This is a genomic window from Bradyrhizobium neotropicale (assembly GCF_001641695.1).
Classification (GTDB): domain Bacteria; phylum Pseudomonadota; class Alphaproteobacteria; order Rhizobiales; family Xanthobacteraceae; genus Bradyrhizobium; species Bradyrhizobium neotropicale.
Genome location: NZ_LSEF01000085.1, coordinates 102119 through 121939 on the forward strand (window position 1 = coordinate 102119; position 19821 = coordinate 121939).

A 19821-nucleotide genomic window follows, 5' to 3' on the forward strand; every position below is an offset into this window, starting at 1 on the left:
GTTGGAGCCGTCATGGCTCATCTCGAGGCTGAGGTGGCTGAAGTGGCGGGCGAGGTGACGTTGCAGTCCCCTCGCCGACCTTCGTTGCTGGCTTTGCTGGAACGCGTGCTCGGCCTCGTCGTCGAGATCCCGGCGGCGATCCTGGTCGTCGCCGAGATCGTCATCCTGTTCGCCGGCGTGGTCGCGCGCTACGGCCTGCACCGGCCGCTGATCTGGTCGGACGAGCTCGCCTCGATCCTGTTCCTGTGGCTGGCGATGCTGGGCGCGGCGGTGGCGTTCCGCCGCTCCGAGCACATGCGCATGACCGCGATCGTCGCGAGCGCAAGGCCTGCGATGCGGGTCTGGCTCGATCTCGTGGCGGTCTCCGCCGCGCTGGCGTTCCTCGTGATGATCGTCTGGCCGGCGTACGATTACGCCTATGAGGAAAGCTTCATCACCACGCCGGCGCTGCAGATCTCCAACATGTGGCGCGCCGTGGCCTTGCCGGTTGGCATCTGCCTGATGGCGGCATTCGCGGTGCTACGACTGTTGCGGGCCCCGGACTTTCGGCTGGTGCTGGCGGCCGTGGCGACCGTCGCCGTCGTCGTCGGTTTGTTCTGGCTCGCCGAGCCTTATCTGCGGCCGCTCGGCAACCTCAACCTCGTCATCTTCTTCGTCGGCGTTGCCGGCTTCTGCGTCTTCGCCGGCGTTCCCATTGCGTTCGGCTTTGGGCTCGCGATCTTCGGCTATCTGGCGCTGACCACGCGCACGCCGGTGATGGTGCTGGTCGGCCGCATGGACGAGGGCATGAGCCACCTCATCCTGCTGTCGGTGCCACTGTTCGTGTTCCTGGGGCTCCTGATCGAGATGACCGGCATGGCGCGGGCCATGGTGGCGTTCCTGGCCAGCCTGCTCGGCCATGTCCGCGGTGGCCTGCACTACGTGCTGGTCGGCGCCATGTACCTGGTCTCCGGCATCTCCGGCGCCAAGGCCGCCGACATGGCCGCGGTTGCACCCGTGCTGTTCCCCGAGATGAAGGAACGCGGCGCCAAGCCCGGCGATCTCGTCGCCCTGCTCGCGGCAACCGGCGCGCAGACCGAGACCATTCCACCGAGCCTCGTGCTGATCACCATCGGCTCGGTGACAGGCGTCTCGATCGCGGCGCTGTTCACGGGCGGCCTGCTGCCCGGCGGGGTGCTGGCGGTCACACTCTGCATGCTGGTGTGGTGGCGCTACCGCCATGAGGACATGAGCCACGTCCAACGCGCCACGGCTGGCGAGATCGGCAAGACCTTCATCATCGCCCTGCCCGCGCTCGCGCTGCCCTTCGTGATCCGTTACGCCGTGGTCGAGGGCATCGCGACGGCCACGGAAGTCTCCACCATCGGCATCGTCTATGGCGTCCTGGTCGGGCTCCTGATCTACCGCCGCTTCGACTGGCGGCGACTGTTCCCGATGCTGGTCGAGACCGCGGCGCTGTCGGGCGCGATCCTTCTCATCATCGGCACGGCCACCGGCATGGCCTGGGGCCTGACCCAATCCGGCTTCTCGCGCTCGTTGGCTTCAGCCATGACCGGCCTGCCCGGCGGCTCGGCCTCCTTCATTGCCGTCTCGATCCTGGCCTTCACCATCCTCGGCAGCGTGCTCGAGGGAATTCCCGCCATCGTGCTGTTCGGGCCTCTGTTGTTTCCGATCGCCCGCGCCGTCGGGGTGCACGAGGTGCACTACGCCATGGTGATCATTCTGGCGATGGGTATCGGGCTATTCGCCCCGCCCTTCGGCGTCGGCTATTATGCCGCCTGCGCCATCGGACGCGTCGATCCGGCCGAAGGCATCCGGCCGATCTGGGGCTACCTGCTGGCGCTGCTCGTGGGATTGATCATCGTCGCGATCTTCCCCTGGATTTCGATCGGATTCCTTTGACGCGGCGTGAAGGAGGGTGTCGATGAGTGACCGGCACAACCAGTACAATCTCGGCCTCGACAAGACTCCCGCCAATTACGTGCCGCTGACGCCGCTGAGCTTCCTTGCGCGCAGCGCCGCCGTCTATCCCGATCACGTCAGCACAGTCTACGAAGGCCGTAGCTTTACCTGGGCGCAGACCTACGAGCGCTGCCGGCGCTTTGCCTCCTGGCTTGCAGGCAAGGGCATCGGCGTCGGCGACACCGTCGCGGCGATGCTGCCGAACGTGCCGGCAATGAACGAAGTGCACTTCGCGGTGCCCATGACCGGCGCTGTGCTCAATGCGCTGAACATCCGCCTCGATGCGCCCTCGATCGCGTTCCAGCTCGACCATGGCGGCGCCAAGATCATCCTGGTCGATCCCGAATTTGCCGGCGTGATCTCTGATGCGCTGGCGCAGATGACGGGGCCCAAGCCCCTCGTGATCGACGTCGACGACGCCGCGTTCAAGGGCGGCAAGCGGATCGGCGAGATCGACTATGAAACTGCCGTTGCGGAAGGCGATCCGAACTTCACCGCGATCCTGCCGCAGGACGAGTGGGACGCCATTGCGCTGAGCTACACCTCGGGCACGACGGGCAATCCCAAGGGCGTCGTCACCCATCATCGCGGCGCCTATCTGAACGCCGTGAGCAACATCCTCGCCGGCAATCTCGGCCAGCATCCGGTCTATCTCTGGACACTGCCGATGTTCCACTGCAACGGCTGGTGCTTCCCCTGGACGATCGCGGCGGCCGCCGGCATCAATGTCTGCCTGCGCAAGGTCGAACCGACCAAGATCTTCGAGCTGATCAAGCAGCACGGCGTCACCCACATGTGCGGCGCGCCGATCGTCTACAACACGCTGATCAACGCACCCGATGCGCCCAAAGGCAACGCCGCGCGCCGCGTCGTCGGCCTGATCGCCGGCGCTGCGCCGCCGGTCGCTGTGCTGGAGGGTGCCGAGAGCATCGGCATCAAGCTCACTCACGTCTACGGTCTGACCGAGGTCTACGGCCCCGCTTCCGTCTGCGCCGAGCAGCCCGGCTGGGACGAACTGCCCGCGCCCGCGCGCGCGAGTATGAAGCGCCGGCAGGGCGTATCCTATCCGCTAGAGGAAGCCGTCACTGTCATCAATCCGCAGACCATGCAGGAGGTGGCGCGCGATGGCGAGACCATCGGCGAGGTCATGTTCCGCGGCAACATCGTGATGAAGGGCTACTTGAAGAACGAGAAGGCCACCAAGGAAGCCTTCGAAGGCGGCTGGTTTCACACCGGCGATCTCGGCGTGCTCGACGAGCACGGCTACGTCATCATCAAGGACCGCTCCAAGGACATCATCATCTCCGGCGGCGAGAATATCTCCTCCGTCGAGGTCGAGGACATCCTCTACAAGCACCCGGCTGTGCTGTTCGCGGCCGTGGTGGCAAAACCCGATCCGAAATGGGGCGAGGTGCCCTGCGCCTTCGTCGAGCTGAAGGACGGCGCCAGCGCAAGCGAAGCCGACATCATCGCCTTCTGCCGCACTCACATGAGCGGCTTCAAGACGCCGAAGGCCGTCGTGTTCGGACCGATCCCGAAGACCTCGACCGGCAAGATCCAGAAATTCCTGCTGCGCAACGAGGTCGGATCGACCAAGGCGATCTCGGCCTGAGCTGACCTGTGAACGGATGCGCCCCTAAGGCCGCGGATTGACGCGGCGCTTCGTGCTGCTCGCGATTCGCCTGCAATCGATTCTGCACGTCCGACGACATCAAGACACGACCGGAAAAGGTTGGAAAACGTTAGAGACCAACCTACCCTCACAACCAGTCGGATTCGCTGATTCCAGATGATTCGCCGCGCGGAGCTCGCGGCTGGCGACCGGCGCGGTTGGGGCGTTTCATGCGGTTGGTGTCGTGAGCGCAGACGTGCGTGCGCGTCTGGCGCTGCTGCTATTGACGGCTGGACTCTTGCTGCCCGGCGCGGCCAGCGCGCAGACCATGCGCGAGCTCGGCGCGTTCGCGGGCGGGCAGAGTCCTGGGCCCGCCGGCCCGAATGTAGGCTACGGCTTCAACAATTTCGCCGGTCCCACGATGTTCGGCGGCCCGCAGCAACCGCCTTTCGCCGGCGCGTGGTTCGGCAATGGCAGCGGCGGTGGCGGCATCCAGCCGGGCTACGGCTGGAACGCCGATCCGCAAGGCGCCGCCGGCGGGCCGAGGTTCGTCGGCATGCAACAGGCCTTTGGCGGCCGCCCCGACGGCGCCGCGCAGACCGGGAAGGCGCAGGCCACCTTCCTCGCGATGACGCAGTTCACGCGGACCCTGCTCGATCCCGCCATCGATGGCCGCGGCGCTACGCCTGCCGAATTCGATGCGGAGCTTACGGCCTACGCGTCCATGGGCAACGACCAGACGCATGGCGGCATCGGACGCGAGGCCTATGAGGCGATCTACGGCAAGCCCTCGCTCGCGGCCCCGCACTGGAACGTCTGGGCAGCGGGCTTCAGTGGATCACAGGTGTCGACCGGCGGCGCCGGCGCCGCCAACCGGAGCTATGGCACCGTCGTTGGCGCCGACTATTCGCTCTCGCCGCAGACGCGGATGGGATTTGCGCTCGCGGGCGGCGGCACCGGCTTTGCCAATAATTTTTCCAGCGGCCAATCCGATCTGTTCCAGGCCGGCGCTTTCGTCAGGCACGCCATCGGAGCGGCCTATGTTGCGACCGCGCTGGCCTATGGCTGGCAGGCCATCACCAACGGCTATGCGGCGACGCCAGCGGGGACCGACCAGCTCAACGCGGCCCTCAACGCCAACGCCTATTCCGGCCGCATCGAGAGCGGCTATCGTTTTGCCACGCGCTGGCTCGGCGTTACGCCCTATGCGGCCGCGGAGGTCACGACGTTCCGCCTGCCCGGCAATGGCGGCCAGCCGGCCTATGCGGCAGGTGGGTTTGCAGCGGCGGCCGGCAGCGACAGCAGCTTCACCGACGGCCGTACCGAGCTCGGCTTGCGCACGAGCACATCGTTTGGGCTTGCGGGGAGCTCGATCAACCTGCGAGGACGGCTCGCCTGGGCGCACGATGTCAGCGCGACGCAATCGACGCCGTCGACATTCCGGGCCTTGCCGGGCCAGAGCTTCTTCACCGGCGGCACACTGCGCGCGGCCGACTCGGCCTTGGCGGGCGTTGCGTTCGAACTGCGAGGGATCGATGGCTGGTCCGCCGCGGCGAATTTCGACAGCGAGCTCTCGAGCCTGCTGCGCTCCTACACCGGCAGGGCCGCGCTGCGCTACGCCTGGTAGGCAGGCTCAGTGCGTCTCCAGGCGCATTCCGTCATAGGCGGGCACGACGCCCGCGGGCAGCTTGTGCCTGAGCACCTCGTAGTCGACATCCGCCGTCATGTTGGTGATGACCGCGCGCTTCGGCTTGAATCGTTCGATCCAGGACAGCGCGTCATTGATGCTGAAATGGCTGGTGTGAGTGGTGTAACGCAAGCCGTCGACGATCCAGAGATCGAGACCTTCCAGCGCGCCCCAGCTTTCCCGCGGGATGTCGTTGAGATCGGGCGTGTAGGCGGCGTTGCCGATGCGATAGCCGAGCGCCGGGATCTGGCCGTGCTGCACGATGAAGGCCGAGAGCGTGACCGCACCGCCCTTCCCCAAAATGGTCTGGCTTTCTCCGGCTTCGATGGAATGCCGGGTCAGGATCGGCGGATAGTCACTGCCTTCAGGCGAGATGAAGCAGTAGGAAAACCGCGCCATGATGTCCTTGGCGGTCGACTGATTGAAATAGGTCGGAATGCGCCGGCGCATGTGCAGCACGACCGAACGCAAATCATCCATGCCGTGGGTCTGGTCGGCATGCTCATGCGTCAAGAACACCGCATCGATGTGATCGACATTGGCATCGATCAGTTGCTCGCGCAGGTCAGGTGAGGTGTCGATCACGATGCGCGTGGTGCCGTGGTCGGCGGTGTGCTCGACCATCAGCGAGCAGCGGCGCCGACGGTTCTTCGGGTTGTCGGGATCGCAGGCGCCCCAGCCGAGGGCCGGACGCGGCACGCCGGCGGAGGAGCCGCAGCCCAGGATCGTCAGCGTCAGTGTCATGCGGCTCCTGGTCTTACGCTTTCACCTTGGAGAACAGGCGGAAGAAGTTTTCGGTGGTCTGGCGGGAGATTTCCTCGAGCGACACGCCGCGCGTTTCGGCGAGTACCTTTGCGACCTCCACCACATAGGCCGGCTCGTTGCGTTTGCCCCGAAACTTGCCGGGCGCAAGATAGGGAGAGTCTGTTTCAACCATAATACGATCGGACGGCAGTTCGGCTGCGAGCGCTCGCAGAGCCTCTGACTTCTTGAAGGTCAGGATGCCCGTGAAGCCGATGTAGAGCCCGAGCGAAACCGCCTTCATCGCCAGCTCGCGCCCACCCGTGTAACAATGCAGCACAGCGCGAAACGATCCCTTCGCGACTTCTTCTTCCAGGATCCGGCCGCAATCCTCGTCCGCCTCGCGGGTGTGAATCACGAGCGGGAGGCCGGTTGCGCGCGCTGCTGCGATATGGGCGCGAAAGCCCCTCGCCTGCGCCTCCGGTGAGCCGTTGTGGTAGAAATAATCCAGCCCGGCCTCCCCGAGCGCGACGACCTTGGGATGCTGTGTCAGTGCGATGAGTTCGTCCGGCGCGATACCGTCTTCCTCATCCGCATTGTGCGGATGGGTGCCGACCGAGCAGTAGACGTCGTCATACCGCTCGGCGATCGCAAGCAATTCGGTCAGCCGCCGCACCCGCGTCGAGATCGTCACCATGCGCTTGATGCCGGCCGCACGCGCGCGCGACACGATCCCGTCGAGATCCTCCGAAAAGTCCGGAAAATCCAGATGGCAGTGGCTATCGACCAGCATCGTGCGAACGCCCCTTAGGCCGCCGGCTCGATGTAGCGCGGGAACGCCGGCGTCGGCGCCGGCAGCGTCGAACCCGCCGCGATGCGTCTCTCACCGCCCAGCATGGCGAAGTTGCGCTCTCCGTCCGGGACACCGAGGCTGTCGAGCAGCAATCCCGAGGCGGTCGGCATCGCCGGCTGGGCAAGGATCGCGATCTGGCGGACCACTTCCGCCGTCACATACAGCACCGTCTTCTGCCGCGCAGGATCGGTCTTGGCGAGCGCCCAAGGTGCCTCGCCCGCGAAGTAGCGGTTGGCTTCCGCGACCACGGCCCACACGGCGTTGAGCCAGTGATGTATCTGCTGGCTCGCCATCGCCTCGCGGCTAGCTGCGATCATGCCATCAGCCATGCCGAGGATCGCCTTGTCGTTATCGCTGAACTCGCCGGGCTCGGGCAGCACACCGCCCAATTGCTTGGCAATCATCGACAGCGAGCGCTGCGCGAGATTGCCGAGATCGTTGGCGAGATCGGCATTGATGCGCGCGACGATGGCTTCGTGGTTGTAGTTGCCGTCCTGGCCGAACGGCACCTCGCGCAGGAAGAAATAGCGCATCTGGTCGACGCCATACTGATCCGCGAGGTTGAAGGGGTCGACGACGTTGCCGACCGACTTCGACATCTTCTCGCCTCTGTTGAACAGGAAGCCGTGGGCATAGACGCGCTTCGGCACCGGAATGCCGGCCGACATCAGGAACGCCGGCCAATAGACCGCGTGGAAGCGGATGATGTCCTTGCCGATGATGTGCACATCGGCCGGCCAATAGCGCCAGTTACCATCGTTCTCGTCGGGGAAACCGACGCCAGTGATGTAGTTGGTGAGCGCGTCGACCCAGACATACATCACGTGCTCTTCGTCATCAGGAACCTTCACGCCCCAGTCGAAGGTTGTGCGTGAGATCGAGAGATCGCGCAGGCCGCTTCTGACGAAGCTCGTCACCTCGTTGCGGCGCGCGTCCGGGCCAATGAAGTCGGGATGCTCCTCGTAGAGCTTCAGCAGCCTGTCCTGATAGGACGACAGGCGGAAGAAGTAGCTCTTCTCCTCGACCCACTCGACCGGCGTGCCCTGGGGACCAAGGCGCACGCCGTCATCGTTGAGGCGCGTCTCGTCCTCAGCGTAATAGGCCTCATCCCGCACCGAGTACCAGCCGGAATAAGTGTCGGCGTAAATGTCGCCATTGGCGGCCATGCGCCGCCAGATCTCCTTGCTGGAGTCATGGTGCTGCGCTTCGGTGGTGCGGATAAAGCGGTCGAACGACACGTTCAGGCGTTCGTCCATCTCCTTGAAGCGGCCGGCGTTGCGGGTGGCGAGCGCGGAGGGAGTGAGACCTTCGTTCTGCGCGGTCTGGATCATCTTCAGACCGTGCTCGTCGGTGCCGGTCAGGAAGAACACGTCCTTGCCGTCGAGCCGCGCAAAGCGCGCGAGCACGTCTGCCGAAATCGCCTCATAGGCGTGACCGATATGCGGATTGCCGTTGGGATAGGCGATCGCCGTCGTGATGTAGAATGCGTTGTTGCGCGCAGATGCGGCAACGGGCTCGGCGATCTGCGGAACAGCAGCAGGCTTCGGCGCGCGCGGCGCTTTTGGTTTCACAGACTTCGGCGGAGCGACGACGGGAACCGACGCGACGGGCGGCGCAGCCACCCTTACTTTTCTGACCGCCTTCTTCGCCGGAGCCTTGGCCGGTGTCTTGACCGGTGCCTTGGCAGCCTTCTTCTTCGAAGCCTTCTTGGCGACGACCTGCTTCTTCGCGGCTCTCTTGCCGGCTTTCTTTGCCGCCTTCGTCGTCTTTTTCACGCCCTTCTTGGCGGCCGCCTTCCTGGTCTTTTTGGCAGCCTTGCGCGCACGCGCCTTCGTCGCCTTCTTGGCGGCTTTCTTCGCAGCCTTCTTGCCGCTCCTGGCTTTGACGGTTTTCTTAGCTCGCGTTGCCACCACGAATTCCTTTACCGGCTTCTCAAAATTTGGAAACGAACCTGCGCCTAGCGCGTTGCGTCCGCCAGCCAGCCGAACACCGAGAAAACCAAGGGCTTTCGCTCCAGATTGTAGGTTTCGGTGTCGCGCGCGGCGCGGACGATCTTTTCCCATACCTCCGCAAGGCGCGCAAGGCGCGGCAGGTTCTGGTTGGCGCAGGCTTCGTCCGCATGCAGGCGCTCGGCGATCCAGCGATCGATGCCGTCGATGAAGGCGGCGAGCGCGACGCGGTCGCTGGTGCCGAGGGAATCGCCGAGCGTGTGCAATTCGCGCGGATCGACCTGCGGCAGGCGCGCGAGCAGCGCGGCCGTGCGCTGCTGCAGCTTGAGCGCATCGCCGCCGAGAAGCGTCAACGCCCGCGCGACGCTGCCCTCTGAGGCCTCCGCCGCCTCGCGCAGCGCCGGGTCGCTCGGCTCAATGTCGGCGGCGGCTGCCGCGGAGCTGATCACCTCGTCGGTTGCGAGCGGACGCAGGCGCAGCTTGCGGCATCGCGACTGGATCGTCGCCAGCACCCGCGCGGGCGCGTGGCTCACGAGCAAGAACAGCGATTGCTGCGGCGGCTCCTCGAGAATTTTCAAAAGCGCATTCGCCGCGTTCGGATTGAGCTCGTCGACGGTGTCGACGATACAGACGCGCCAGCCTTCCGCCGCAGCCGTCGAGCCGAAGAACGCGATGGTCTCACGCGTCTCGTCCACCGTGATCACGGTGCGCATTACGCCGCGATCGTTGGCGGTGCGCTCCAGCGTCAACAGGCCGCCATGCGAGCCGGCGGCGATCTGCCGCGCCACGGCGTCGTCGGGATCGAGCGCCAGACTCTCGGCACGCTGCACGGCCGGCGCAAGCGGCTGGCCGTGGGCGAGCACGAAGCGCGCCATCCGGTAGGCCAGCGTCGCCTTGCCGATCCCCTGTGGCCCGCCGATCAGCCAGGCATGCGGGATGCGCCCGCTGCGATAGGCGGTGAGCAGCGCCAGCTCGGCCTCGTGATGGCCGAACAGACGGCCGTTCTCGCGCGGATGCGCAATGGCGGCCCCGCGCTCGGCCTGGCGCGGGCTCATATCGAAACCGCCGATGCTGGCGTGGGAAGCAGGCGCTCGCGCAGCGCGGTCCAGATGCGTCCGGCGACCGTGTCGACATCGGCGTTGGCGTCGATCAGCACGCAGCGCGCGGGTTCTTCCGCCGCGATCCTGCGATAGGCGTCGCGCAGGCCTTGATGGAACCTGAGGTTTTCACCCTCGAACCGGTCCGGCGCCCCCTTGCCGCGACGTGCGGCGGCACGCTGCAAGCCGATCTCGACGGGCAGGTCGAGAATGAAGGTGAGGTCCGGCTTGAGATTGCCGATCGTGACCCGCTCCATCGCGTTGATCAGCCCGGCCGGCACGCTGCCGACGCTGCCCTGATAGGCCCGCGTCGAGTCGGCGAAGCGATCGCACAGGACCCAGGCGCCCTGGTTGAGCGCGGGCTGGATCCGGGTGCGGACATGGTCGTCGCGCGCGGCGGCAAACAGCAGCGTCTCGGCCTCGGGCCCGAGCAGCTTGCCCATGCCGGAGAGCACGAGATGGCGCATGATCTCGGCGCCAGGTGAGCCGCCCGGCTCGCGCGTGACGACGATGCGGAGCTTGGCCGCCTTCAGCCGGTCGGCGAGCTTCTTGATCTGGGTCGACTTGCCCGCCCCCTCGCCGCCTTCAAAGGTGATGAAGCGTCCGCGTCCGGACGGGCGCTGTACCGTGGTCTCGGTCATGATCAGAGCTTCTCGGCGCCTGCGCGGAAGGCGCCGATCACGAGCTCGCTGGCGCCGTCGATCGCGCGGCGCATGGTCGAGCCGGTGCCGATCGCCTCTGCGGCATAGACCGGCGTCTCCACCGCGATGCTGCCGCTGCGCCAGACCCGTACCACGCCCACCGGCTGGCCCTCCTGGATCGGCGCGCGCACCGGGCCGCTATAGACGATGCGCGCGATCAGCTTGTCGTTCCCGTTCTTGTGCACCATCACCTTCACGGGCTCCTTGGCGACGAGCTTGACGGAGCGGCTCTCCCCGCCGAACACCTTGGCGTAGCCGACCGGCTGGTCGGCCGCGATCAGCACGCGGGTCTCGAAATTGCGGAAGCCCCATTCCAGCATCTTCTTGGCTTCGGTGGCGCGGTCCTCGGGGTCTTCCAACCCGTTGACGACGACGATCAGCCGCGTGCCATTCTGCACGGCCGAGCCGACCATGCCGTAGCCCCCTTCCTTGGTGTAGCCGGTTTTCAGGCCGTCGGCGCCTTCCATTGAATTCAGCAGAGGATTGCGGTTCGGCTGGCGGATCTTGTTCCAGGTGAACTCCTTCTCGCCGAACAGTTTGTAGAATTCCGGGTAATCCAGGATGATGTGGCGGGCGAGGATGCCGAGCTCACGCACCGTCATCTTGTTGCCGGGGTCGGGCAAGCCGTTGGAGTTGCCGAAGGTCGATCTGGTCAGGCCGAGTTCGCGGGCGCGCTTGGTCATGAAGTCGGCAGCGAAAAGGCGCTCATTGCCGGCGATGCCTTCGGCGAGCGCGATGCACGCGTCATTGCCGCTCTGGATGATCGCGCCATGCAGGAGATCATCCACCGAAACCTTGCTGTTGATGGCGGCGAACATGGTCGAGCCGCCGGACGGCGCGCCGCCCCTGCGCCAGGCATTCTCGCTGATCCGATATTCGTCGGTCAGCTTGATGTCGCCCTTCTTGACGGCATTGAAGACGACCTCCGCGGTCATCAGCTTCATCATGCTGGAGGGCGCGCGCAGCTCGTCGGCGTTCTTCTCGAACAGCACGCTGCCGCTGGAGGCTTCGATCAGGATCGCCGTGGGCGCATCGCCGTCGAAGCCGGAATCTTCCGTTTTCTTGGCACCCTGAACGCTCTGGTTGGCGGCGTAGAGCACTCCACTCCAGCCGACGCTCACAACGAGAAGCGTCGCGATCAGGCCACGCGCCAGCGTCCCGGCCGTGGGCCGGCTTGGACGCGGCAAAGAAATGCGAAATGCCATGGCGAAGCCCTGAGAGCGGCGTTCTAACAGTTGGAACCGGTGCGAACAACACGAGGATGGTCGCTCACCCCGGAGATTGCACGATTCTTTCCACGCCCCTATCGTGGAACCTCATGATTTTCGACCAAACCCCTGAAACAAGGCGGAAAAGCGATGTCTTCCACCCGCGTCATCAAGGCCAACGGGATCGAGCTCTTCATCCGTGAGCAGGGCCAGGGACCGCTGGTGGTGCTTTGCCATGGCTGGCCCGAACTCTCCTACTCCTGGCGCCACCAGATCCCGGCGCTCGCAGCCGCCGGCTTCCACGTCGTTGCGCCCGACATGCGCGGCTACGGCCAGAGCGCGGCGCCATCCGAGGTCTCAGCCTATTCGATCTTCGATACGGTCGGCGACGTGGTCGGCCTGGTGCAGGCGCTCGGCGAAACCAAAGCCATGGTCGTCGGCCACGACTGGGGCGCGCCGGTCGCCTGGCACGCGGCGCTATTCCGTCCCGATATCTTCACGGCGGTCGCGGGCCTCAGCGTGCCGCCGCCGTTCCGCGGCCGTGGCAAGCCGCTCGACCTGCTGCGCCAGGGCGGCGTCACCAACTTCTATTGGCAATATTTCCAGACGCCCGGCGTCGCCGAGGCCGAGCTCGAGCGCGACGTCGCTCGCACCATGCGCATCGTGCTCGGCGGACGCGGACTTGCCGATCCCACCGCGGCCATGTTCGTGCAGGAGGGCAAGGGCTTTCTCGGCCATGCAACCACCGAGGAGCCGCTGCCCGCCTGGCTATCCGAAACCGACCTCGCCTATTTCACCGAGACCTTCCGCAAGTCCGGCTTCCGCGGCGGACTGAACTGGTATCGCAACATCGACCGCAACTGGGAGCTCACGGCGCCCTGGCAAGATGCACAGATCCATCAGCCGTCCCTCTTCATCGCAGGCTCGCGGGACGCCGTCATCACCGGCCTGATCGGAGCCAAGCGCGTCAACGAGCTGGAGCGGGTGCTGCCGAACCTCACGCGGAAGCTGATCATCGATGGCGCCGGCCACTGGGTGCAGCAGGAGCGGCCCGACGAGGTGAACGCTGCGCTGGTGACATTCCTGAAGGAGAGCGCGGCTCAGTAGAGGCCGCGGCCGGTCAGAATGCTGCGGGCTTCCGCGGCCCCATCGGAGACCGAGCCGCCATCATTGGCGTAGCGACCGTCCTCGTCATACGACACCTGCCGGGTGTTCTGGAGCGCCCGGCCGCGGCTGCGGCTCGAGGCCGACATTTCCGAGGTTGCGTTAATCGAGGCGACATCGGCGGAGGTGCTGCCGAGACTATAGGGCCGCCCCTCCGGCATCGGGACCTCGCCGCGGACGGCACCGCGGGTCGACGACGGCAGCTCCGGCACGAACGGTTTTGCCGAGGCGACCCGGACCATCGAGGGCGACGGCGCCGGAATGCCGGTGCGCAGGGTCGCCATCAGCTGGCGGTCGTCGGAGCCTTCCAGGGGCGCCCGGCCGACATATTCGACGCGAACCTTGGCGACTCCGTTGCCTTTGAATTCAAGCAGTTCGGCGGCCTTGTTCGAGACGTCGATGAGCCGGTTGCCGTGATAGGGCCCGCGGTCATTGACGCGGACGATCAGCGACTTGCCGTTCGAAAGATTGGTCACCCGCGCGTAGGACGGCATCGGCAGGGTCGGATGCGCCGCCGTCAGCGAGCCCATGTCGAACACCTCGCCATTGGCGGTCAGGCGGCCATGGAAGTCATCGCCGTACCAGGAGGCCTGGCCTTCCGCGCGGTAGTTGACGTCCTCTTCAGGCACGTAGGTCCGGCCTGCCACGACATAAGGCTTGCCGACACGGTAGGTGCCGCCGCCCTTGGGGACCGGTTCGCCCCAGGCAACAACCCGGGGGCTGGAGGAGACGCCGTATTTCGGATCGACACGGCTGGCGAATTTGCCCGACGAGGCACAATTGGCGAGCGCAAGACAGATCGCAGCCGCAGCAACACCGCGCGCGGCCCGTACTACCGAATCTGACCGGATCCCCATTCGCCCCAAATACCATTTCGCCGGACGCGTGCCCAACCCGCCTTGATTGCGGACAGGCCTTCTGCCGGGGTTTATCCAGCGCGGCCCACCACCGCGTCGGACGTCACGACGATATCGCAACCGGAACACGGCGGAAATGGGGAGCCCGCGCTCGTCGCACCAAGATGGTAAACTGAAAGTTCGTTTCTCTCCGTTGGACTACGGAACGCGGACACGTTTCGCTGTATCAGGCCCGGACAGTCTGTTGCGCCGAATCCTCACTCCACCCCCATTGTCGCGGTGCTCACCGGAATTCTTTTGACTGTGCAAGGCTGCACGCGTTCTCTCGGGTGCAGGGGCGGATTGGAATCTGACGATGATCGAGACGGTTTCGGCACTGATGGGTCTGGTGAGCGCAGGCATCTTCCTGGCCCATGCGTTTGAAGGTTACCGCACGCGCGCCTGAGGGCGCCCGCGCGGCGACACGCATCACCTCTTTTTCCACGACGGCACGTTCGGACATTTTTAATCAATCCGGCGGAGCATCGAAGACAAGAGCGGCAGGTGTCCCATGCGCAACCATGACTTCGTATCGGATGGTTTCCTGGCATTGACCGCTGGCGGCTTGGTGCTGCTGTGCTCCAGTCTCGTGGCCCTGGCCTTCGGCTGACCCCACCCCAATTCATTCGGCATGATCAAAGCCGTATCGCGTCGCAGCAAAGCGTGGGTTGTCCCGGATTGTCGGGCTCCCTTTTAGTTGATTGAATTTTCGCAACCGACGCCTCGACTTAATTTCAAGAGGCCATCACCAACGAGGGGTGACGAAAATGCTTGCAGAGAAATTCATGATCGTCCTGGAATCGCTGATCCGCGGCAGCCGCACGTATCCCGACGGAAGTCCCCGGGTCGTCAGCACCTCCCCGCACGTGCCGGTGAAGCTGCCTGGCTGAAATAACACCCCGCTCTTTCCTGATTGGCGGCGTACCGCTCAGCGCAAGCCCAGCAGCGAACGGCGATAGGAGCTACCGCGGACCTCGTTCAGGCAGACAAAGCTGCCATCGAATCCTTGGCCGTAACGCTTCTGGCCCTTGGCGTAGTAGACGCCCTTCCTGAAATCCAGCCACACCACCTTGTCGCCGGGACAATGGCGCTGCGCCTGCCCCTCGTAGCGAAACGGCGTCAGCGGCATCGCCGACCCTCCGGTCATGCCGGCGCCAAGGACTGCAAGGACCAGGCCGGTCGTGCTGACGATCCTGCCGAAAGTTCTGCCAAGAAGACTGCCGGACACCACTCACCTCCGCCCCAAGGCCATCGCGCGACGACCGTTTCGGCAGGATAGCATGCGGCCGCGCGATCTGCAGGGAGCGGCCTGCAAGCGCGGCGTCTTCCGCCGGCCATCTTGTCGGGTTAGATGGGGAGGGATCAGAGACTGCGTGGATATTGCCCGAATGTTGGTTGAGCCTGAGACCAGGACCGGACCCCACCCGCCCTCGCCGCGCCTGCGCGCACTGCCGATGGTCATCTTCGGCTCGCGCTGGCTGCAATTGCCGCTCTATCTTGGGCTGATCATCGCGCAATGCGTCTACATCGCGCTGTTCGTCAAGGAGCTCTGGCATCTGTCCTGGCACGCCCTCGACCTCACCGAGCAGCAGATCATGATGAGCGTGCTCGCGCTGATCGACGTCGTGATGATCTCGAACCTGCTGGTGATGGTGATCGTCGGCGGCTACGAGACCTTCGTGTCCCGGCTCGACCTTGCCGGCCATCCCGACGAGCCGGAATGGCTCGGCCATGTCAATGCGAGCGTGCTCAAGATCAAGCTCGCGATGGCCATCATCGGCATCTCCTCGATCGCACTGCTGCGCACCTTCATCGAGGCCGGCAATCTCGGCTCGGACCGCGCCGGCTTCACCGAGAAGGGCGTGATGTGGCAGGTGCTGATCCACATCACCTTCATAGCCTCGGCGATTGGCATCGCCTTCGTCGACAAGCTCAGCGACAGTGGCGCGCGCAGGCACGCGGAGTGAGCCGCCGGCCAGGGGCCGCTGATCGCTAGCGCTGGTCGCTCGGCAGGGCTTCGAGCTGCGCCAGCGCTTGATGCAGGCATTCCCTCATCTTCTGCGCGACCTGTTCGGGCAATATGCCCTTGCCGGCTAGATCGTTCGACACCTTGCGCAAGGTCTCGTCGACCGACCGGTTCTCCAGGCTCGCGGTCACCAGCGCGGTCGCATAGCTCGCCGCCGCATCCCCCGTGAGCTCGAGCTGCCCCGCGGCCCACAGGCCGAGCAGCTTGTTGGACCGGGCCGTGGCCTTGAACATGAGCTCCTCGTCGTGGGCGAATTTGGCCTCAAAACCCTGCTCGCGCTTGTCGAACGTAGTCATTCTCAGCTCCATTGCGTTGCGCCGAATGAGGGACTGGAAGCGATCGTCTCCGTGGTTCTCGCCAGTTCAGGATTGTTTGAATCTTCCTCCCGGAAGCGGAGTGCCGTCAAGCCTCCGTCGTCGAGGTACGCGATGGCGCACGGCGAAAAGGCAGCCGGCGCTTGGGGCCGGCTGCCTTTTCGGAAGAGTGGTGACGGGCGAGACCTGCGCGGATCAATCCTTGGCCGCAGCCGCTTCGCGCGCCAGCCGTTCGGCCTTCAGCCGTTCGCGATTGGCATGGAACGCCTTCTGCGCGGCCTCATGGTCGCGCATGGCTTTCTCCGCCTCCTGACGCCGGGCCGCATCGCGCGCCTGACGCTGTTCGGGGGTCAAGGGTTTGCGTCGGAAGGAAACGTTCTCGGTCATGCCGAGACAACGCGGAGATGGCGGCAAGGTTCCATAGGCGCGCCCGGGCTGACCTGCGCGGTGAGCCAGAGTCATCAGAATATCAGGTGCTTAGTGCCGAAAAAAGGGGACGCAACACGATACCCTGCGGGCACGCCAAGCCAGGAGCGCCCAACCATCACGCTATCATTGCAAAAATCCATCCAAATGCTGCGGCAAGGAGCGTTTGCGCAAGCGGGATGATTGACCTTCAACGATGTGGATCAACGCGTCGGCAGCCGATCGACCATGTTGGCTACGATTCGCTGCGGCAGGCCAACGCCCGATAGCTTCCAGCCCGTCCACTCGAAATGCATGCTGATACTGCCGGCGTTTTCGCCCCGACCGAACCCAAGCCCAAATTCGTCGGGCTTGATCGGACGAATCCGTCCGAGGAGGACGAAGATGTTTGACGCGTCCAGATCAGCTAGCGATGACATCGTCCCAAAACTGATATTCTCCGCGGCGTTGCCGACGGTCCCGCTGCGCAGCAGCACTGACAGATTCTCTGGCGTGACGAGCTTCGTGGCAAAATCGTCGGCGATCGTTGTGCCAAGCGAGGTAATCGCCATCCCCTCGATCGGTCGCAGCGGGCGTTTTTGCTCGAGCCGTTCGAGGTAGGCGGTGATCAACTGCTCGACGAGAGAATGGCGGACGCGCGGCAAGTCGGTCCGCGTCATGATTTGAGCAACGTCACCGTTCCGAACGGCTGACACGAGACCCAAGATGGAGATTAAAGCCGATCCGGCATAGACCAAAAGAATGGTCAGGACGACAGCAAGGGTGCCGACGATCCATTTCATGGAAATGCAATCGAGCCCGCCGACCTTTGTTCCAAGCCCGGATTTCCAAAGCCGGGGACGGAGTCGTTAGCAGTCGCCAGACAAGCTTATGAGCCCGATCGCGCGACTCATCGAGCGACGCGCACGATGGATATCATAAGAGCCTGCCCCCCGATTTTCGGGAAAAAGAGGTAACCGCAAGAAAAATGTCATCGCGACGTCAACTGACGGCGACAGATTGCCGCAGCTTCGACGAAGGCAATTCTCATCTCATCAAATGCAGCGAGGGGCGAACTCATGCGTGGTTTTCGCGACTATTTCTTGTCAACTGCCGCGGTCGCGGCAGCGATGCTTGCCGGCGGCATCACCGTCGCGCGAGCGGACGACGACAGTGGGCATTCGCAGCGACACGGCTACAAGCATGTATTGCTGATCAGCATCGACGGCATGCATGCCATCGATCTGAAGCGTTGGGTCGAAAGCCGCCCTGGCGGCAATTTCGCCCAGCTCACCAATCATGGCGTCGTCTATCCGAACGCTTTTACCACCGCTCCGTCGGACAGCTATCCCGGCATGCTCGCACAGGTTACCGGCGCCACGCCGAAGGGCGGTGGCCTGTTCTATGACGACAGCTATGACCGCGCCGCGTATCCCTCCAAGGCATTCTACACCAGCCAGAATCTCGCGGATCCGGGTTGCACGGGTGCGGCTGGCGCCGAGATCACCAACTTCGAAGCGCTCGACAAGAGCTTCGATTACGACAGCGGGCTGGTGGCCGATTACACCGCCGGCGGCACGCTCGGTCAGGTTTACACGCAGCTCGATCCGGACCACATGCAGCGCAAGCTGGTCAACGGCCAGTGCGTCCCGGTCTATCCGCACGAATACGTTCGTACCAACACAATCTTCGAAGTCATCAAGGCGGCTGGAATGCGCACCGCCTGGTCCGACAAGCATCCTGCCTACGAGGATCTGGCGGGCCCGTCGGGCAAGGGCCTCGACGAACTCTATGCGCCGGAGATCAATTCGCAGGACACGCTCGACGCCGGCGCCAAGCCTGGCGACGACTACACCAAGAGCTATACCGGCGTTCGCACTTACGACTCGCTGAAAGTGCAGGCGGTATTGAACTGGATTGACGGCTATGATGGCGCGCGAACTCAACATCAACCGGTCCCCGCGATCTTCGGCATGAACTTCCAGGCGGTCAGCGTTGGCCAGAAGCTCGCCAAAGCAGGCCACGCGGATGCCGACAAATCCCTCATCGGCGGCTACGCCGACGCCCAGGCGACGCCCGGCAATGCGCTCACGCTGCAATTCCAGTTCGTGGACGACGCGCTCGGCAAGTTCGTCAACGAGCTCAAGGCGCAGAACCTCTACGATTCGACCCTGATCATCGTCAGCGCCAAGCATGGGCAGTCGCCGATCAACGTCAAGGACCGCGTGGCGATCTCTGACGCGCTGTATAGCAACGCGCCCGGTTTCGGTGCCAACGGCTTCGAGATCTGTGACGACGGGGCGCTGGTCTGGTTGTCGCCGCAAATGCAGCAGGCGACCAATCCGGCGACCGGGAATCCCTACTATGCAGATGCCAAGGCCTACATTCTCTCTCACGCCGCCGATCTGCATATCCAGAAATTGCTCGACCGCGACGAACTGTCCAAGCTCTACGAAGATCCGTTCCACAACAGTCGAGTGCCGGACTTCCTCGCGATCACCGATCATGGCGTCATCTGCACTGGCGGCAGCAAGCTTGCCGAGCATGGCGGCTTTTCCGACGACGATCGTAACGTGCTGCTGGTGGTCTCCTCGCCTCGCATCAAGCACGCGAAGATCGTCGAGGACACCACCTTCACCACACAGATCGCGCCGACCATCCTCCATGCGCTCGACCTCGACCCGCGCAGCCTTCAAGCTGTTCGCGAAGAAGGTGTCCAGGTCCTGAAAAACTGAAGCCGCAGGATCGTCTCGACGTCTGCTCTGTTCAGAGCAGGAAGGCTGTCCCGGCGCGCGTTGCGTGTCGGGGCAGTCGCTTTCAGCATTTGACGCGTGCAATATGAGTTGCTGCTCGCCCGCAAGCCGACATCTTTCGTACGTGGTGGGGACGGCTTTGTCGTTGGGCTGGGGTCCAAGTCAGGGAGGAAACACTTGAGGAAGACTACTCAAGGTCCTGCTTGGTGAACGGCGGCGTGGAGCGCCCGTTCCTGATCCCAAAAACAGGAGCCCGCTGACCCGGCCTCAGCGGCCCTTCCTGGTTTCAATAATTCCGAAGTGAAATGGCTCAGCCCGCCCGGGACTTTCGAGTTTTCCCAATGTCCTTGGTTCCCGCGAACTCATATGTGAATCGCAAGTGTCCTAAATTCATATTTTTGGTGTCCTAATAACGGCATCCGCCGTACCGTGGAGGCCAGCGGTTCCCGAAGA

At 64.3% G+C, this 19821-nt stretch carries 18 protein-coding genes; 7 read left to right on the top strand and 11 right to left on the bottom strand.

Annotated features, from left to right (window positions below):
• The first annotated feature begins 12 nt into the window (after positions 1-12).
• The 3 genes from AXW67_RS26980 to AXW67_RS26990 all read left to right on the top strand — a co-directional run bounded on the left by AXW67_RS26980 (position 13) and on the right by AXW67_RS26990 (position 5201).
• Positions 13-1902 (top strand): TRAP transporter large permease, encoded by a 1890-nt coding sequence (locus AXW67_RS26980; protein ID WP_027550951.1) that lies wholly within the window; start codon positions 13-15, stop codon positions 1900-1902.
• A 22-nt stretch (positions 1903-1924) separates the two neighbouring features.
• On the top strand, positions 1925-3574 hold the full coding sequence (locus AXW67_RS26985; RefSeq protein ID WP_063680342.1) for an acyl-CoA synthetase: 1650 nt from the start codon (positions 1925-1927) through the stop codon (positions 3572-3574).
• Positions 3575-3830: 256 nt separating this feature from the next.
• A complete protein-coding gene (locus AXW67_RS26990) occupies positions 3831-5201 on the top strand; it encodes an autotransporter outer membrane beta-barrel domain-containing protein (RefSeq protein ID WP_063680343.1) in 1371 nt (456 codons plus the stop codon).
• Positions 5202-5207: 6 nt separating this feature from the next.
• Here AXW67_RS26990 and AXW67_RS26995 read toward each other — a convergent pair whose 3' ends face one another.
• Genes AXW67_RS26995 through AXW67_RS27020 form a run of 6 tightly spaced genes read right to left on the bottom strand, consistent with a single transcriptional unit; the run spans position 5208 to position 11807 of the window.
• Entirely contained in the window at positions 5208-6005 is a 798-nt protein-coding gene (locus AXW67_RS26995) for an MBL fold metallo-hydrolase (RefSeq protein ID WP_063680344.1), read from the bottom strand.
• A gap of 13 nt (positions 6006-6018) precedes the next feature.
• The gene (locus AXW67_RS27000) at positions 6019-6795 is read right to left on the bottom strand and encodes a TatD family hydrolase (protein WP_063680345.1); all 777 of its coding nucleotides are present in this window, start codon (positions 6793-6795) and stop codon (positions 6019-6021) included.
• 14 nt (positions 6796-6809) lie between these two features.
• Positions 6810-8765 carry a methionine--tRNA ligase gene (gene metG / locus AXW67_RS27005; protein WP_082908062.1) on the bottom strand — a complete coding sequence of 652 codons (1956 nt, stop codon included), beginning with the start codon at positions 8763-8765 and terminating at the stop codon, positions 6810-6812.
• 47 nt (positions 8766-8812) lie between these two features.
• Positions 8813-9859 carry a DNA polymerase III subunit delta' gene (locus AXW67_RS27010; protein WP_063680346.1) on the bottom strand — a complete coding sequence of 349 codons (1047 nt, stop codon included), beginning with the start codon at positions 9857-9859 and terminating at the stop codon, positions 8813-8815.
• Entirely contained in the window at positions 9856-10542 is a 687-nt protein-coding gene (tmk, locus tag AXW67_RS27015; RefSeq protein ID WP_063680347.1) for a dTMP kinase, read from the bottom strand. Before tmk ends, AXW67_RS27010 begins: the two co-directional genes overlap by 4 nt.
• A gap of 2 nt (positions 10543-10544) precedes the next feature.
• Positions 10545-11807: a D-alanyl-D-alanine carboxypeptidase family protein gene (locus tag AXW67_RS27020; RefSeq protein WP_027550944.1), complete on the bottom strand. Its 1263-nt coding sequence runs from the start codon at positions 11805-11807 to the stop codon at positions 10545-10547.
• Between the two features lie 153 nt (positions 11808-11960).
• On the opposite strand from AXW67_RS27020, the gene AXW67_RS27025 reads away from it, so the two are divergent.
• A complete protein-coding gene (locus tag AXW67_RS27025) occupies positions 11961-12917 on the top strand; it encodes an alpha/beta fold hydrolase (protein WP_027550943.1) in 957 nt (318 codons plus the stop codon).
• Here the strand turns inward: AXW67_RS27025 and AXW67_RS27030 are convergent.
• The gene (locus AXW67_RS27030; RefSeq protein ID WP_063680348.1) at positions 12911-13831 is read right to left on the bottom strand and encodes a septal ring lytic transglycosylase RlpA family protein; all 921 of its coding nucleotides are present in this window, start codon (positions 13829-13831) and stop codon (positions 12911-12913) included. The two genes, AXW67_RS27025 and AXW67_RS27030, sit on opposite strands and share 7 nt — an antisense overlap.
• Before the next feature lie 806 nt (positions 13832-14637).
• Here AXW67_RS27030 and AXW67_RS44790 point away from each other — a divergent pair.
• On the top strand, positions 14638-14760 hold the full coding sequence (locus tag AXW67_RS44790; RefSeq protein WP_283806470.1) for a hypothetical protein: 123 nt from the start codon (positions 14638-14640) through the stop codon (positions 14758-14760).
• A gap of 38 nt (positions 14761-14798) precedes the next feature.
• Here the strand turns inward: AXW67_RS44790 and AXW67_RS27035 are convergent, their stop codons facing one another.
• Positions 14799-15062, bottom strand: coding sequence for a hypothetical protein (locus tag AXW67_RS27035; RefSeq protein WP_027550941.1), 264 nt, complete (start codon positions 15060-15062; stop codon positions 14799-14801).
• A 196-nt stretch (positions 15063-15258) separates the two neighbouring features.
• Here AXW67_RS27035 and AXW67_RS27040 point away from each other — a divergent pair, with 196 nt between their 5' ends.
• Complete coding sequence (locus AXW67_RS27040) at positions 15259-15837, top strand: TIGR00645 family protein (RefSeq protein ID WP_063680349.1); 579 nt, start codon at positions 15259-15261, stop codon at positions 15835-15837.
• Positions 15838-15862: 25 nt separating this feature from the next.
• Here AXW67_RS27040 and AXW67_RS27045 read toward each other — a convergent pair whose 3' ends face one another.
• The 3 genes from AXW67_RS27045 to AXW67_RS27055 all read right to left on the bottom strand — a co-directional run bounded on the left by AXW67_RS27045 (position 15863) and on the right by AXW67_RS27055 (position 17418).
• The gene (locus AXW67_RS27045; protein WP_063680462.1) at positions 15863-16192 is read right to left on the bottom strand and encodes a DUF1476 domain-containing protein; all 330 of its coding nucleotides are present in this window, start codon (positions 16190-16192) and stop codon (positions 15863-15865) included.
• Between the two features lie 213 nt (positions 16193-16405).
• The gene (locus tag AXW67_RS27050; RefSeq protein ID WP_027550938.1) at positions 16406-16597 is read right to left on the bottom strand and encodes a hypothetical protein; all 192 of its coding nucleotides are present in this window, start codon (positions 16595-16597) and stop codon (positions 16406-16408) included.
• 242 nt (positions 16598-16839) lie between these two features.
• Positions 16840-17418: a DUF2939 domain-containing protein gene (locus AXW67_RS27055; protein WP_063680350.1), complete on the bottom strand. Its 579-nt coding sequence runs from the start codon at positions 17416-17418 to the stop codon at positions 16840-16842.
• Positions 17419-17694: 276 nt separating this feature from the next.
• Here AXW67_RS27055 and AXW67_RS27060 point away from each other — a divergent pair, with 276 nt between their 5' ends.
• The gene (locus AXW67_RS27060) at positions 17695-19350 is read left to right on the top strand and encodes an alkaline phosphatase family protein (RefSeq protein ID WP_082908063.1); all 1656 of its coding nucleotides are present in this window, start codon (positions 17695-17697) and stop codon (positions 19348-19350) included.
• Positions 19351-19821 lie beyond the last annotated feature (471 nt).